15 protein-coding genes are annotated in these 16,187 nt (G+C 44.0%); 10 read left to right on the top strand and 5 right to left on the bottom strand.

What is annotated here, in order from left to right; translation table 11 throughout:
• Positions 1–47: 47 nt before the first annotated feature.
• Entirely contained in the window at positions 48–824 is a 777-nt protein-coding gene (locus EJP82_RS01560; protein WP_127190245.1) for a response regulator transcription factor, read from the bottom strand.
• Complete coding sequence (locus tag EJP82_RS01555; protein WP_127190244.1) at positions 809–2,413, bottom strand: sensor histidine kinase; 1,605 nt, start codon at positions 2,411–2,413, stop codon at positions 809–811. Before EJP82_RS01555 ends, EJP82_RS01560 begins: the two co-directional genes overlap by 16 nt.
• Positions 2,414–2,585: 172 nt before the next feature.
• Here EJP82_RS01555 and EJP82_RS01550 point away from each other — a divergent pair, with 172 nt between their 5' ends.
• From EJP82_RS01550 to EJP82_RS01535, 4 genes are all read left to right on the top strand, one after another.
• Positions 2,586–4,367, top strand: a complete 1,782-nt coding sequence (locus EJP82_RS01550; RefSeq protein ID WP_127190243.1) for a flavocytochrome c — start codon at positions 2,586–2,588, stop codon at positions 4,365–4,367.
• Between the two features lie 401 nt (positions 4,368–4,768).
• Complete coding sequence (locus EJP82_RS01545; RefSeq protein ID WP_127190242.1) at positions 4,769–6,175, top strand: DEAD/DEAH box helicase; 1,407 nt, start codon at positions 4,769–4,771, stop codon at positions 6,173–6,175.
• A gap of 25 nt (positions 6,176–6,200) precedes the next feature.
• Positions 6,201–6,947, top strand: coding sequence for an ABC transporter ATP-binding protein (locus EJP82_RS01540; protein ID WP_127190241.1), 747 nt, complete (start codon positions 6,201–6,203; stop codon positions 6,945–6,947).
• A gap of 3 nt (positions 6,948–6,950) precedes the next feature.
• The gene (locus EJP82_RS01535; protein ID WP_127190240.1) at positions 6,951–8,165 is read left to right on the top strand and encodes an ABC transporter permease; all 1,215 of its coding nucleotides are present in this window, start codon (positions 6,951–6,953) and stop codon (positions 8,163–8,165) included.
• 73 nt (positions 8,166–8,238) lie between these two features.
• Here the strand turns inward: EJP82_RS01535 and EJP82_RS28130 are convergent, their stop codons facing one another.
• The gene (locus EJP82_RS28130) at positions 8,239–8,355 is read right to left on the bottom strand and encodes a YjcZ family sporulation protein (protein ID WP_211350022.1); all 117 of its coding nucleotides are present in this window, start codon (positions 8,353–8,355) and stop codon (positions 8,239–8,241) included.
• Between the two features lie 103 nt (positions 8,356–8,458).
• On the bottom strand, positions 8,459–9,757 hold the full coding sequence (locus EJP82_RS01530) for an aminotransferase class I/II-fold pyridoxal phosphate-dependent enzyme (RefSeq protein WP_127190239.1): 1,299 nt from the start codon (positions 9,755–9,757) through the stop codon (positions 8,459–8,461).
• Between the two features lie 224 nt (positions 9,758–9,981).
• Between EJP82_RS01530 and EJP82_RS01525 the strand changes: the two genes are divergently transcribed.
• Together EJP82_RS01525 and EJP82_RS01520 are read left to right on the top strand one after the other, a co-directional pair.
• A complete protein-coding gene (locus tag EJP82_RS01525) occupies positions 9,982–10,767 on the top strand; it encodes a helix-turn-helix domain-containing protein (protein WP_127190238.1) in 786 nt (261 codons plus the stop codon).
• Between the two features lie 174 nt (positions 10,768–10,941).
• Entirely contained in the window at positions 10,942–11,910 is a 969-nt protein-coding gene (locus EJP82_RS01520) for a hypothetical protein (RefSeq protein ID WP_127190237.1), read from the top strand.
• A gap of 76 nt (positions 11,911–11,986) precedes the next feature.
• On the opposite strand, the gene asd is transcribed toward EJP82_RS01520, so the two are convergent.
• Entirely contained in the window at positions 11,987–12,802 is an 816-nt protein-coding gene (gene asd, locus EJP82_RS01515) for an archaetidylserine decarboxylase (protein ID WP_127190236.1), read from the bottom strand.
• Positions 12,803–12,981: 179 nt separating this feature from the next.
• Between asd and EJP82_RS28765 the strand changes: the two genes are divergently transcribed.
• The 4 genes from EJP82_RS28765 to EJP82_RS01500 are packed head-to-tail and all read left to right on the top strand — an operon-like array spanning position 12,982 to position 16,164.
• On the top strand, positions 12,982–13,137 hold the full coding sequence (locus EJP82_RS28765; protein ID WP_425464312.1) for a hypothetical protein: 156 nt from the start codon (positions 12,982–12,984) through the stop codon (positions 13,135–13,137).
• A 31-nt stretch (positions 13,138–13,168) separates the two neighbouring features.
• Positions 13,169–13,774: an ECF transporter S component gene (locus tag EJP82_RS01510; RefSeq protein ID WP_127190235.1), complete on the top strand. Its 606-nt coding sequence runs from the start codon at positions 13,169–13,171 to the stop codon at positions 13,772–13,774.
• A 3-nt stretch (positions 13,775–13,777) separates the two neighbouring features.
• Positions 13,778–15,364 carry an ABC transporter ATP-binding protein gene (locus tag EJP82_RS01505; protein ID WP_341190545.1) on the top strand — a complete coding sequence of 529 codons (1,587 nt, stop codon included), beginning with the start codon at positions 13,778–13,780 and terminating at the stop codon, positions 15,362–15,364.
• Positions 15,361–16,164, top strand: a complete 804-nt coding sequence (locus tag EJP82_RS01500) for an energy-coupling factor transporter transmembrane component T family protein (RefSeq protein ID WP_127190234.1) — start codon at positions 15,361–15,363, stop codon at positions 16,162–16,164. Before EJP82_RS01505 ends, EJP82_RS01500 begins: the two co-directional genes overlap by 4 nt.
• Positions 16,165–16,187 lie beyond the last annotated feature (23 nt).

Here is a 16,187-nt window from a genome sequence, read left to right as displayed (position 1 = left end):
TTTCTTGTTTTGCTCAGTAAAAATGTGATATTAACTACCTCTAAACATTAGTTCTGGCGTAGATTTTTATAATCTACCGGGCACATCCCTACTCGGCTTTTGAACAGGCGACTGAAATAATATTGATTTGTATAACCTACTTTAATTGCCAGATCACCAATTTTGATGTTCTGCATGGAATTATCCAATACTTCCTTTGCCTTTGAGATACGGAGCTCAGTTAAGTACTCCAGAAAAGATGCTCCAACCTCTTGCTTCATTCGTTTGCTCAAATAATTAGAATTAATGTGAAATAACTCTGCTACATTGGGTACAGCCAGTTCAGGATCATTGTAATGATGGTTAATGTATTCTGTTATCTTCTCCATAATTGGTGAGAGATCAGATGCTTGTGGGATATATTCCTGCGTCATATCCTTCTCAAGCTTTAGGACCACGTCCGGATGAAGATTGCACAAATGATCGTTTAGCATAGCCAGCATTCGGTTTAGATCGCTTTTAGGGACAGGTTTCAGTAAGTAATCAAAAGCATGCAATTGCAGGGCTCTTCGAGCATAATTAAAATGCTCGTACCCACTAATGATCACCACGACCATTTCTGGATATCGACTCATCACAAGTTGTATCAGATCAAGGCCATTTAAACCGGGCATGTTAATATCCGCCAGTAATACGTCTGGTTTGGATTGCTCAATTAGAGAGAGTGCTTCAGCAGCGTTCCTTGCTTCTCCTGATACTTCAAAAGGTAGCCGACTCTCTTGGATATATTTCAGTAAACCTTTACGGATAATCTTCTCGTCATCCATGATTAGGACTTGCCACATGATTCGTCACCTCCAAGCGGCATATTTAACGTCATACGGGTTATCCCTTGTCCACTACTTATCTGCAAACCATAGAGTTCACCATAAGCAAGTTTGATACGGTGGCTGACACTATACAGACCAAAACCGATCTCTCCGTCTCTATCTCTTTTTCCGTTTCGCACTGTCTCCTGAAGTGACGCAAGTCTTGATTCAGGGATGTCGACTCCGTTATTCTCGACGCTGACTATTAGTTGATCTCCTCGTTCATAAGCACTAATTGATATTTTACTTTTCCGGTCCGCCAGAGGCTTGATTCCGTGATAAATTGCATTTTCAACGATTGGTTGAAGGATGAAATTAATGATTTGATGTTGTTCCAAATGCTCGTCATAACGCAGTTCATACTCTAGAATATCTTCATATCGAACACATTGAATATTCAAATAGCTCTCGACATGTTGAAATTCTTGCCCCAATGTTGCAAATTGATTGCCACTGCCCAGCCCGAGCCGGAAATAAGTACTAAGGGATTCTACGATTTCAACCACATCGTCCGCCTCATGACTTGCAGCCATCCATTGAATCGTATCCAGTGTATTGTACAGAAAATGGGGTTTAATCTGTTCGTGAATCATTTGTAGTTCCATTTCCTTCTTCTCTTGCTGGGATTGGTATAGGTTCTTGAGCATTTGGTTGAAGCTACGCCCTAACTCTCCAATTTCATCGCGTCGCTGATCATTGGAACGCACGTTCCAGTCGCCGTTTTCTACTTGTCTCATCAATTGACGTAGCGTTTGTATTGGTCGTGCTATGGAGGATCCCAGCAATATGACGAGGATCAAAAAGAAGATACCTACTACGCTTCCCACTATAAGAGCCGACCATTGGGTCCTTATCATACCTTGGGAAAGTTGGGATCTCGGCACTTGAAAGATGAGCTTCCAACCAGGAACACCAGCTATCGAAGCTGTAAAGGTCGAAAGGGAAGCTTTGTTGCCTTCTAGATTTGGGGATTCTGAATTTACTATAAGCCATCCCCTGCCGTCATAAACCAAAATGTCTTGGGCGATCTCTTTCATTTTACCGATGGGAACAGCGGCTGCAATGTATGCTACATCTTCATTCACAAGCGGTTCAATGCGGTATAGGATGACGACTATCTCTGCTTCGTTAGCTTTGGAAACAATAACATTGCTAACAACGTAGGGAGGATTCGACGAAATAAGATCTTTATAATAGTCTCGCGTTAGTATAGAGAACGACTCGCTATCAGATGTCCAAGAGTTTCCTTTTAAATCAACGATCCGAATGGATTCGTAATCATTACGGCGCCTTTGCTCTAGCTTGCGACTTTCGAGTAACAGCTCATCCCGAGTCCAGTGGTGATCTGCCGCAAGTGTGGCAAGCATTTCAACTTCTCCGATCCGCTGCTGAAACCAATAGGATATTTGTTCACTCCGGGCATTCACGATTTGCTGAGTCAGAGATTCGTTGAGTGGGACGACTGTTCGTTCCATCTCTAAGTAAATGGCGCCCGACAGCGCCAGAAACAGTAAGAGAAAGCATCCCCCGGCGTAATACGTAATTTTTCGTTGTATAGAGTTCATGTCTTTATTACATCATGTTGTACGCCAGCTTCAAATGAAAAGAATCACTTGTCCAAAATGTATAAAGAAAAACTGAAATGTGCAAATACTTTTGGTGGTTTATCCCCTACAATAAACATTGTACATTTTTTCACAATATAAAAATTCTAGCATAAGTATCAGGGGAGGAACTATGAGAAGACACACGGGAAGAATATTATCAATTATTATGGTACTGGCGCTTATATTCACGATGACCGCTTGCGGCTCTAAGAAAAACTCAAAGGAAGCAGCTGATGGAACGACGACTGCGATTGGGGTAGGTAGTGGGAAACACGGAGACATAAAAGTTGAGGTAAGCTTTATGGATGGGAAAATTATCGAAGTGAAGGTTCTGGAACAGAAGGAAAATGAAGTTCTCGCGGAGCCTGTATATACTGAGTTGAAGGAAACCGTAATGCAGGCTAATAGCGTAGAAGTAGATGTTATTAGCGGATCTAGTGTGACAAGTAAAGGATATCTAGATGCGATTCAGGATGCGATCGTTAAATCGGGAATTGCACTGGTAGCAGGCAGCGCAGTAGCAGACACTAAACAGACTGAAGAGTCGGAGCAAACATACGACGTCGTCGTTATCGGTGCGGGTGGTGCCGGATTTAGTGCCGCACTCGAAGCAGGAGAGGCAGGGAAAAGTGTAGTTATATTGGAGAAGATGCCGACAGTTGGTGGCAACACGCTAATCTCCGGTGGGGAGATGAATGCTCCTGATAACTGGGTTCAGCATGCACTTGGTATAACCGATGATAGCGCAGAATTATTTTATGAGGATACGATGAAGGGTGGCGATAATCTGGGCCAACCTGAAATCGTAAAGATTCTATCCGAGAAATCACTGGGTTCAGCCGAATGGTTACGTGACGTGGTAAAAGTTGAGTTCTTACCAGATCACCTCTTCCAGTTCGGGGGGCATTCTCGTAAACGTGCACTTATTCCTGTCGGTCATACAGGAGCGGAATTGATTACTAAGCTTAAGACCAAGGCTGGAGAACTTGGAATTACTATAAAGACGAACATGAAGGCTGAGCAACTGCTGACAGATGAGAGCGGTAGAGTAGTCGGAGTTGAAGCTAGTACGAATGGTCAAAAAGTGACCTTCCGCGCTAACAAAGGCGTTATAATGGCGACCGGCGGATTTGGCTCTAATATAGAGATGCGTAAGAAATATAATCCTGAGTTGGATGAGAGCTATATGTCTACGGACACGCCAGGAACGACCGGTGATGGAATTATCATGGCACAAGAAATTAACGCAGATATTACGAACATGGAGAATATACAAACTTATCCGATTTGTAACCCGATTACTGGTGTGATCTCACTTGTGGCCGATTCTCGGTTCGATGGTGCGATATTGATTAACCAAGGGGGAACACGGTTTGTGGAGGAATTGGAACGACGGGATGTAATATCTAAGGCTATTCTGGCACAAGAAGGCCGCTACGCATACCAATTCTGGAATCAGGAAATCGCCGATATCGGTAAGACGATCGAAGTCCATAAAGATGAATATGAACAATTAATTAAGGAAGGGCTACTCTATAAGGCTGACACTATTGAAGATGCAGCTAATTTTTTCAAAGTTGATGCAAAGACATTGAAAGAGACTATTAGTAAAGTTAATGAGTATGCGAAGACAGGTAAGGATCTTGATTACAACCATCGCGGCGGGTTAGTGTCGCTGGAAAAAGGTCCATATTATATTCAAAAAGCGGTTCCATCGGTCCATCATACAATGGGTGGATTGGTTATTGATACAAAGGCACATGTTCTGACGACGGAAGGCGAGATTATTCCTGGATTATACGCTGCGGGAGAAGTGACGGGAGTTGTTCACGGTGCTAACCGTCTGGGCGGAAATGCCATTTCTGATGTTATCACTTTTGGTCGGATTGCGGGTCAAGAGGTAGCAAAGTAAATATAATTACAGAATGATTTTTTGATAATTGGACTGGGCAAAGGGAATATCCTTGCCTGGTCCATTTGCTCGTTCTCTTGCTGCTTTTGATTATCATTTGGTGTAGCTTGGGTTTATGACATATAATGAAAATAATGATTTCTAGAAGTGCGGTGAGAAAATTACAGCTATGAATACCATTTGATCCTTCGATCGTTGTTGCAGTTGGATTATTTGATTTAATTAACCGGAAATGGTAATAATCCGACTGCAAAGACGAACGCTGACGCTTCTCCAGATTCAAACGGTTTCTTCGCCTCTTGATTACCGCACTTCTAGAAGTGGGCGAGGAAGCAGAGACAGCTCGTGTCCTTATTACAACTACGCTTACGAGACTACTATTGAATAAAGGATGAATATAAATGACAATGATTACTTTTGCTGGACTCGGGATCAGCGAGCCGCTTGCGGCTAAACTGGCAGAGTACGGTATTATTGAACCGTCACCGGTACAGGCGGAGACGATTCCTGCTGCTTTGGAAGGTCGTGATGTGCTTGCCCAGTCGCAGACGGGAACTGGGAAGACGCTGGCTTATCTTCTACCATTGTTGCAGAGAATAAATCCTGAGGAGAAGACGTTGCAAGGATTGATTCTTGCACCTACCCAGGAACTAGCTATACAGATACTTAGAGAAGCAGAGAAGTATGGAGAAGCACTGGGTGTTCAAGTCCAAGCCCTTATTGGTGGGGCAGCGATCAAACGGCAGATAGAGCGATTGAGACTACATCCTCAATTGGTAGTGGGAACGCCGGGTAGAATCCGTGAAATCGTGGCCTTGCGTAAGTTGAAGCTTCATACAGTGCGGACGGTCGTTGTGGACGAGGTAGATCAAATGTTCCAACTCGGCGGAACGACGGAATTGGAGCATATTCTACGCGGGACCCTTCGGGAACGGCAGCTTATGTTTCTTTCAGCGACGATCAATCCACAGATTCGGGCGATGGCAGCACGTGAGATGAAAGATCAAGTCGTGGTTGGTATAGAGCCTGAGCAGCGGACTTCGAAAAGTCTGGAACATGTATATTTCATCTGTGATGAGCGGGACAAAATCGATACATTGCGGCGGATTGTACGTCACTATAATCCCGCAAGGACGATAGTGTTTATTAACAATACGGATAATATTACAGAAGTGGAAGCCAAAATGAATCACGTCGGATTGAGTGCCGGTGCACTGTATGGCGATGCGGATAAAACAGCAAGAAGCCTGACACTTCAACGCTTCCGTGATGGAAAGCATAAACTGCTTGTTGCAAGTGACGTGGCTGCTCGCGGGTTAGATATCGAGGATTTGGCCTTAATTGTTAACTTGGATCCCCCTATTGATTCCGAACATTATGTACACCGAGCTGGTCGTACGGGACGAATGGGCAATAAAGGACTAGCTGTATCCATTGTCACACCCAAAGAAGAGTTTATTATGCGTAAATTTTCTAAGGAATTGGGTATAGAGATTACGTCTTTAACCATGTATGCCGGAAAAGTTATGGAACCACAAAGTGGCATGGTTGGACGTGATAAGAGTTCCGGCAGTTCAGGGGATAAGACAAGACCTAGTGGTAGAGATGAGAAGAGTCCTGTGGGAAAGTCGGATGTAGCTCGCACATCAGCGACTCGTCCTTCAAGTCGACCAGCGAAACCGAAAGCTTCTACGACTGCTGATAAGCGGAGTGGGACTCCAAATGGTGCACGCAAGAGAGACCGCGACCTAGATCGTAAGAACAAAGGGGCTCCGAAGTGGCTCAAGAATAAACCGCCTCGTGATTAGAAGATAAGTTAAGGGGGAGTAAGCGTTGAGTGAAACGCCTATTTTGCAAATTGAAGAGCTCAGCGGCGGATACAGTCTGGGCCGTCCAGTACTACACGACATTAGCTTTGAAGTGAAGCCAGGGGAAATGGTTGGCCTCATTGGGCTGAATGGCGCGGGGAAAAGCACGACGATGAAGCATATTCTCGGTCTGATGGCGCCTCATCATGGCGGCATTCTAGTCAATGGGAGAACAAGGGATGAGGAGCCAGAGGCCTATCAAGCTTCACTTGCTTTTGTCCCTGAGTCTCCTCTGCTCTATGAGGAATTAACGGTAAGGGAGCACTTGGAGTTTGCAGCTCGTGCTTATGGTGTGGAACCGGAAGCTTATAAAGAGCGATCGGAGAGGTTGTTGAAGCTGTTTCATATGGAGGAGAAGGCAGATAGCCTGTCGATTCACTTGTCCAAAGGGATGAAGCAGAAGGTAATGATCATGTGTGCATTCGTTGCACGTCCACCATTATATATTATCGATGAACCATTTCTTGGACTGGATCCACTGGGTATCCGCTCTTTGCTCGATTTCATGCTGGAAATGAAGGAAAGCGGGTCTTCAATCTTACTCAGTTCACACATCTTGTCGACAATTGAAAATTATTGTGATCGCTTTATCGTGCTTCACCGAGGAGCTGTTATCGCCCAAGGGACGCTGAAGGAGATTGCAGAGCAAGCGAAGACACCGGGGGCATCACTGGAAAATATTTTCTATGCCTTGGTTAAGGACGAGGTTTAGTTTATGGAGCTCAAAGCGCTGCGTAGTCGGCGCAAAGCGTCGTTTTGGAGTAAGGTGCTCCCCTATTTTCCTTATGTAATGCAAAGTGGGGTTGCTGTTCTACTCCTTCTGTTGTTTATTGCCTTCTCTGCTTGGTATACATCATTTCTACTGGACTTGCCGCCCGGACTACCTGTCCGTTGGATTATGTTAATTCTGCTCGGACCGCTTACGGTGTATTCCGGATTTCGGACCTATGTGCAGCAGGCGGATCTAATTTTCCTGCTCCCTCAGGAAACAAGAATGAAAGAGTATTTGTCTCCCGCTTACCGCAGCGGAATTATCTATAAGTTGTTTGGGCTCTATATTCTTCTATTGACACTCTGGCCGCTCTATATTCGTGGCGGAATTTATACACAACCTCTTTGGCTCATGCTTATCGTTTTGCTGTGGCTGAAACTTTTAAGTGGTTATGGTGCATGGCAGGAACTGAGGATTACAACACCAAGGGCTAGAGGCGGCTACCGCTTGCTACGTTGGTGTTTCATTCTTCTGATACTGGCAGCCTGGTTGTGGCAACCGGCGTGGAAGAGTGCCCTCTTTATGGTGCTGGTTAGCGTGAATTACATCCTGGCGCTTCGTTTTCCAATGAAGCATGCTGTTCCATGGGAGAACTTGATTGCTACCGAGAAGGCGGGAAGTGCAAGGGTTATGCTATTACTAGGTTGGTTCGTCGATGTATCTGCGGAGGGTCAGAAAGTGATCAGACGTCGCTGGTTATCTAAGCTGGGAAATGGGGTTCCATGGGAGAGGAAGACTTCCTATCGTTTCCTTCTTACTAAGACGCTTATGCGCAGTGAACTACTCGGCATTGTAACTAGACTTACCTTGCTTGGAATGATCGTCACCGGATGGAATGGGGACTCTTGGATTGGGACTGCGTTATATTTGTTTTTTATTTTTCTGATAGGAACGCAGCTAACAACGCTACGCCATGTTCATCACGATTCCCCTGCCGCTTTGTATTATCCAATCCCCGAAGGTGTTCGAATGAACACTGTACTTCGGTTGACGTCACGTCTGCTCCTTGGAATTAGTGTTCTGATGTGGGTACCAATGGTCGTTGTTCCGGGTGGGAGTCTTCTGCTTACGCTTGGAACACTTGTCGCCGGTATCTTGCTAGTCTTAGCTCTACGAGCAACCTGGTCTCGTAAATGGAGTAAGGAAGAGGAAGACTGAATCCAAGAAAATAAAGAACGGATCTTTTCCCTGGTTATAGGGAAAGATCCGTTCTTTGATTTGTATTAGTTACTTAGATGAACGCACGACTTACGATTACTAAGAGAATAAAAAGAACCAAGATTACACCTGTGCTAGTAAAGCCGCCACAGCCACAACCGCCTCGAACATCTTCTACGATCCCACTCATATACATTCCCCTTTCCAAGTTGAAAAGATATGTTCTTACACCGTAGTGTATGATAGGGCAAAGTGTCATGCTTGGGCCATTGTCCGGTTCATAAATTGGTTATTTAAATTTTTTGAAGGTCTAGTACACCTTTGTAAACAAGGTCAAATAGTTCCTCCAAGTTCTCCTCAGCGATACAAGAGAAAGCGATCCGTAGATCTTGATCACCAAGTGCGATTGTACCAACGCCATATTCATAAATCAAATGTTGGCGCAATGCATCAGCGTTAACCGTTTTTAACTTAAGACACATGAAGTATCCTGAGTTGAAGGGATAGTATTCCCAGACATCGCCGTATTTTCCGCTATCAAGCAGTGATTTGACCTTATTGGCCCGACCCTTCATGATGACGAACTTCTCTGCTTTCTGTGACTCAAACTCGGGCGATTTCAGCGCTCTTAGTACGAACGACTGCGACGGATGAGAACAACTGGAGATAGTAGCCCGGATAATCCCAAGCGTTTTTTGCTCAAGTGCAGTAAGGACTTCTGCTTGCTCAGCAGCGAATGTGATGAAACCTACACGGAAGCCCCATACGAATTCTTCCTTGGTTGCGCCATCTACTTTCACTGGAAGGATGCGAGGATGAAGACCAGCTAATTTGCCGAATAATGACTCGGTCAACGAATCCTCAAAGAACAATCCGAAATAGGCATCATCCGTGACAACCACGACATTAATGCCAGCTTCTGCAGCTTTAACCAAGGCAGCTACGATCTCTTCTCCCTCCTTCACACCCGGTGTATATCCAGTTGGGTTATTAGGGAAGTTCAGGATGACAACGGCTTTGCCTTTATCTTTTTGCGCTAGTAGAGCTTCTTCAAGCCCTGCACTATTAAATGTCATATCTTCAGTAAATAGTGGATAATTGATAATTGACCCATGACGACGGATACCGAATGTCAGTTCATAGTTTTCCCAATTTTTATCAGGATAGATGACAGCATCTCCTTCATCAACAAACAAGTCAGCCACAATACTGAGACCGTGAGTGAGCGCGTTTGTGACGACAGGGTTACCGAAGGATTTGTCCGCAAGTGCTGGATTTTCCTGAATCATTTTGTCCCGCCATACTGTTCTAAGTTCTGGCTTTCCCGCAGGTGGGGCATAGGGATACAAGTCTTGTGGTTTATATGCAGAAAGTGTTTCTTGAATAGTAGCCAGATGCATAGGGCCACCATTTTCCGTGGCAATCCCGATTGTGGCATTAAATTTCTTAGCGTTTGCAGTGGCTTCTGCTGATTGGCTTAGAATGCCTTCTTTAGGGAAATAAATCTCTTTGCCGAGGGTAGATAACATTTCATATACATGGTTATTGCCAGACTTCAAGTTCTGATTCAACTGCTCCGCAAGTGGGTTCATTACATTTCATCCTTCCGATCGGTTTGGTATGGGCAATGCCGTTTTAACTGCCTAACATTATAACATCTCGCTATGGGTAACGTCACGATCAAAACGTACGGTAATAAGAACGAAGTAATACAAAAATATTATAAGAGTTTGGAGTTTACGGTTATAATATAAATTGATAGAAAGACATCTGTTATTAAGATTATTCATTCATTTATTTTCTGGGAGGTAAGAACATGCTTCACGTTTCACCAACCTCATTTATATTGAAGCCAGCCTTTGCTAAAATTGTCTGTGAACCGGGGTGGAAATGGCGTAAGCGGGAGATTCCGCTACAAAACTATGATTTGTTCTACGTATGGAGTGGGGAAGGTACGATTATTCTGAATGGTCAATCTTTTCCGGTTAGCAAAGGAAGTTGTTTCCTGTTCCGTCGTGGGGATTATACGACCGCTACACACAATCCACAACGACCGCTAGTTCTTACCTATATCCACTTTGATATCAGTGAACCTGTTACGGAAATACCAGGCTCATATCGTGTTCTAGGGGAGACGCTCGATTTTGAATACATGTTGGCAAGATATGTCCGTCTATTTCTCGTAAATGCATATGCCGCAGAAGAAGAAGCAAGGCTGATTCTGAAGCAATTGCTAATTCATCTACTGCGAGAGGAACGTCAGGTTCCAGTAGAGAAGAAAGTCAGCAACCAATTAAATGAAGTTATTCACGAGGTGGCGAATTATGTAGTTCAGCATCCCGGACTTCCCCATAAAGTTGAGGATTTAGCAGCTCGAGCAGGATTATCACCACGTTATTTTTCAATTAAATTCAAGGAAATTGTTGGCCTGTCGGTGCAATCTTACATAATTAAATCAAGAATAGATCGAGCGCAGCATTTACTGCTACATGCGGGTATGAATGTAACTGAAGTTGCAGATGCCTTGGGATATCGCGATATCTTTTTCTTTAGTCGTCAGTTTAAGCAATACACAGGTAAAAGCCCTTCCGAGATCAGATAATCTAGAGTAGCGAGCTTACAGAAAATAACTTCTTCGTGAATTTCTCCCCCGTCTAAGGTCTAGCTAGAGTCTTAGTCTTCGGCCTGTGGTGCATTAACTATTGTGTTATATACTGGAAGTAGTGATTGCCGCCAAGCTGCGGTAGGCAAAAGAAATATACAGGGGGAGAACTATATGAGGAAATATCATAAATCAGTTTGGATTTGTGGAGTTATTTTACTAGTTTTATTGGCTGGTTGTGAGGGACAGTCTGGTAAGACTAACAATACAGTAGGGGAAGCTATCGAGGATGTGTCAAAATCTACAGAAGAAAATATAGCAGGCGTATTTCAATCGTTTGGAGAAAAGGTAGGAGAAGTAGTAGGCGAAGCGACATCTGCTCTTGGAGAAGGAGTACAAAACACGTCGTTGGAACTCGGTAAGGAACTGAGAAAAGAAGGGGTTTCTAAAGAACTTTCTGTGACGCAAGAGGTCCTTGCAATATCCGAGCTTCAAATCGATCATGCAGTTGGGAATATCGAGGTGAAGGCGGCAGCTGGAGACAAAATTATTGTGGATGCTGTGATATGGGCTGGAAATAACGCAAGTGAAAAGGCTAAGATTCAAAAAATATTCGATCAAGCTGAGGTTTCTGTCACTGTAAGTGGAGATCAGTTGAAGATTAACACGCATCCTAAGGGTAAACCTGAGCTTAACTTATGGGACTGGGTCCAGGGTAAATACGGATTATCAAAGTTTATAATTGACTATACTGTACAGGTTCCCTCGAATGTCGATAGATTTAATATTATAAATAACGTTGGAAATATTAACGTGTATGATTTAAAGGGGACATATCTCTTGCATAATGATGTGGGTCTAACAACGATTGAAGAGGCACAGATTATCGGTGAGTCCTCCGTGGTATCCGAAACGGGGAGTGTTCAATTAGGTGTCGCTCAAATGGACAGCAGCAGTAGTCTTAAAGTGAAAGTCGCAGTCGGTAGTATTGACGTTACACTAGCGAGTTCTGTTCAATGCAATCTGACAGCTGAAAGCGATGTTGGGCACATAAAAGGAGTCTCGAAAGGAACAAACGAAATTAATGGTGGGGGTCCACTATTGTCGCTGACTTCTAATATAGGTTCGATTAATGTAAATTGAAATTATCCTAAAAAAGACCGTTTCTCCATATAGGGGAACGGTCTTTTGGGTATCTGTACTTAAATGTAAAATTTCATTATTCTTTATGATTTCTAGTAGAAGCAGGGACAGAATGAAAACTCCCTAGTTGCTCACCCATCTTTATCTTATGTCCGACTTCTAGATTTGGTAGTGGTTGGAATAAATTGCTATTCGTCAAGAGCACTACGGTTGAGCCAAATTCGAAATAGGCTAAGTCATCACCCTGATTCCATTGAGCACTCTGTTTATCTGTATATTTAATACTACTGACGTTCATGGCCCCAACTTTAACTAACGCTATTTCCCCATTCTCATGGGAAATATAAGTGATTAACCGTTCGTTGCGGCTCAGCACAGACCTCATGTTTCTCATTCCAAAGTCGTTAACGGGATATACTTTTCCTTTGATATGCTCGCTCTCGGATTTGACGCCCGATACCGGGGCGTGAATGCGATGATAGTCAGTTGGACTGAGGTAGAGCACAAATACGAATCCATGCTTATATATCTCCGCGCGGGGAGAATGATTGAGCAATTCATCTATGGAATAATCTTGGCCTTTCACATTAAGAATAGTGCCTGATTTAATTTCTCCCATGGCTGTAATTAGAGCATCCACCGGACTGACTAAGCTTGCTTCTTCTGAAAAGACCGGTCGCATTCCTGGCTTCAGCCTTCGAGTGAAGAATTCGTTCAGCGTGCGATACTCCCCAATTTCTTTCTCTGCCTCATGCAACGGAATACCGTAGGACTTAGCGAAGACGGGGATTATTAATCTACTCACTTTGGAATGTGAGAAAGCCCCAGTCAGTTGTGAGATCCATTTCCGGGAGGAAAGTTCAGTCATCCATTTCATCCAATTTGCGGTCAAATCGTATCCTCCTAATACCATAATGAACAAGAGCATTACTGCTATTTTCCACTTCCGCTTATATTGACATAGAATAGAGTGGAAATCAATAAGTAGAATCATTTCTTATTTTTTTACTTGCTAAATCTGGAAATGTTGTTGTATTGTAATATCAATCGAATAGGGATACGGGGGCTTGAGTGAATCAGGCTGAGATTACAGTATATTCCGCTGTGGACCGTCAATCTGAACTGGATAATGCCAGCGTAGAGAATCGAAAGTCCGGGATAACTATACCTTTGGACCTAGTAACCGTCTGTGCACATCCAGCCAGTCGGTTTTTTGTTGTGTTCTAATACGAACTATATTTGAAGGAGAGATGAGAAGATGCAAGAGCAAGTTATTCAGAAAAAAGGTCGTGGATTAAAGTTAAGCGACCTACTTGTCACGATTCTAATATCGATTGTACTTGGTGTGGTGTATCACTTCTGGGGTTCGGTCTATAATTTATTCTCACCGTTATTTCCACAGGCGGATGAAATCGTCTATGGCATGTGGTTTTTGGCACCAACACTTGTATTTCTGCTTATTCGGAAACCAGGTGTAGCGCTGATTGCCGAAATCGCGGCTGCCCATGTAGCGATTCTTTTTGGTAGTGAGTGGGGAATTCAACTTGTCATGTATGGTGTGCTTCAAGGACTTGGAGCTGAATTGGTATTTGCAGCGTTTCGCTATCGCAAATTTTCAGGTGCTGTTGCAGCCCTTGCAGGTATTGGTGCCGCGGTGGGGTCATTAATACCGGATATTTATTATGGATATGTAGCTGATTATGAAACTTGGTTGCTTATAGCAAAATATGCTATGCGTGCGCTCAGTTCAGCAGTTATCGCTGGATACCTAGCCTTTGCACTGGCCAAAGCAGTAGAAGCCACTGGGGTGACGAATCTTCTTCGCCCTGTAGCTGACAAAGATTACGCTGCGCTGAACGATTGACCGATGAATGTCCATCAAGAGAGTCTTAGCATTAAGGATAACAGCGAAGAGATGATTACGGATACTGTAGCGGAAGTACGTGATCTGAGGCTCAAATTTCCGGGTGAAACTTCGTTTGTGTTCAAGGATCTATCCTTTTCCGTTCGCCGCGGAGAGAAGATGTTGCTATTAGGTCCTAGTGGGAGTGGGAAATCAACGCTCCTGCAGGTGCTTTCGGGTATCATTCCTAACTTGATTGAGGTTCCTATGCGTTGTGCGGAGAAGATACTTCCACCTTCCTGGGGCTTATTGTTCCAGGATCCGGACACTCAGTTCTGTATGCCATATGTTGACGAAGAATTAGCGTTTGTACTCGAGAACTTGGCAGTGCCGCAATCAGAAATGTCTCAGCGTATGAAAGAGGTGCTTGAAAAAGTAGGTCTTCAGCTTGGAGAACTTCATGTTCCAATTGACTCACTGTCACAGGGTATGAAGCAGAGGTTAGCATTGGCTTCTGTGTTACTCAGTAATCCGGAGGTCTTGTTCCTCGATGAACCGTCAGCCCTGCTTGATCCGGAAGGTCGGAAGCAAATCTGGAAGTCTGTCCAAGCTATAGCAGAGAATCGAACTTTGATCATAGTGGAACACCGAATCGAAGAAATTATTGGGTTTGTGGACAAAGTAGTTTTGTTTAATCCGGATGGTCAAATTGTTGGGCAAGGCCATCCGCATGATGTGTTTCGTATTTTCCGGCGTGAGTTGCAAGAATACGGGATATGGTACCCTGGTGTGTGGAAGGATTTCTTGAGCTCCCCGGATGGACAGACGTTATCCGAATCAGTAAAACCGGCTTCAGTGGAAGAGATTTCTTCTATACCACATCTTGTATTAAGTGCCTTTCGTGGAATGAGATACGGAGGAACCGCTATTGAGGTCGACCATGCCGAAGTGTATCCTGGTGATTTTATTGCGATAACGGGACCAAATGGGGCCGGCAAAAGTTCGCTACTTCTTAGTCTCATGGGTTTATTAGCTGCAGAAGGAACCTACATATTGCGAGAAACACGAATGGATAAGCTGAAGAATCGCAAACGTAAATTTGAAATGGCCGCGCATGAGATTGGGTTCGTATTTCAAAATCCTGAGTTTCAATTTATTGCTGACCAAGTATCAGAAGAAATTATTTTTTCTTTGCGGGAAGAAGGCTTGACTGCTGAAGAGGTATCGACAAAGGTTGCCGAGATCTTAGTGCAGTTTGGTTTACAGGGGTTAGAGTATCGTCACCCTTATCAATTATCGCTTGGTCAGAAGCGAAGACTCAGTGTGGCAGGTGCAGCTGTTCTTAAGAAACCTCTGCTGCTACTGGACGAACCAACCTTTGGTCAAGATGCCGTAAATACATTTGCGATTCTTAAATTCTGTGAGGAAATGCGTTCCCAAGGTATGGCCATTATGATGGTGACCCATGAGGAAATGATTGCTGACACTGTCGCCACGCATCGGTGGGAAATAAGCGAGGGGCGTTTAGTATCGCAGCAAGTGACGAAGCGGGGAAGAAACAGGGATAACATGAATCTGATAGAACGTGTTGAAGGGAGCTTTAGTACATGAGGAAGTTTCTGACACCAAGAATAGTGACATGGCTGCATAGGGCCAATCCCGTCGCGAAGCTCACTCTAGTATTAGTGGCCTTTTTTATAACATTGTTTAGTCATAGTTTGGATTTTGTGTTCTACCAAGCGATTATTTATATCCTATTATTATTTGTACTAAGTGGTCACGCTCCATGGAAAGTACTGCTCATTATATTGCCTTTCTTGCTGGTATTTATATCTTCCTCGTCAACGATGATTCTTTTTGGAAAAGGGGATCATCTTTGGTGGGAATGGGGACTCATTCGCATATCGGAGGAGAGTTTTTATCGCGGGATTCACATCGGATTCAAGTCAGTGAGCTTTGCCGCCGAAGGCTTGTTATTTGTGTTGACGACCCCTTCGGTTGCCCTATTCTACGCTCTGATGCAAAAAGGGAAGCTCCCTCCTAAATATGCTTATAGTTTCATGGCTTCCATAAGACTACTTCCAATGGTGTGGGAGGAATACGAAATTCGCCGGAACGCATTGCGTATACGCGGAGTTAGGGCATCTCGAGGTATTCGGAGTTGGTACACACAGATTAAGCTTTATGCTGTGCCTTTACTGTCCCAGAGTATCCGCCGAGCACATCGTGTGGCTGTTGCGATGGAGACGAAGGCATTTGATGGAAAGCGCCCACGGACATACTATTACCCATCAACATTTTCGCGTTACGATTTGTTGGTCATTATCATTTTGTCTGGAGCAGTTGGAATCGCATATATAGCAGCATTAGAGTATCCGTTGTTTGGGATATTTGATGTAAGGTATCGTTAGAAAAAGTCCAAGTTCATACAGCT

Origin of the sequence: Paenibacillus anaericanus, assembly GCF_003994475.1 — a bacterium.
Taxonomy (GTDB): Bacteria; Bacillota; Bacilli; order Paenibacillales; family Paenibacillaceae; genus Fontibacillus; species Fontibacillus anaericanus.
The sequence above is the reverse complement of the archived record's forward strand: the minus strand, read 5'-3'. Positions and strand labels throughout refer to the sequence as shown.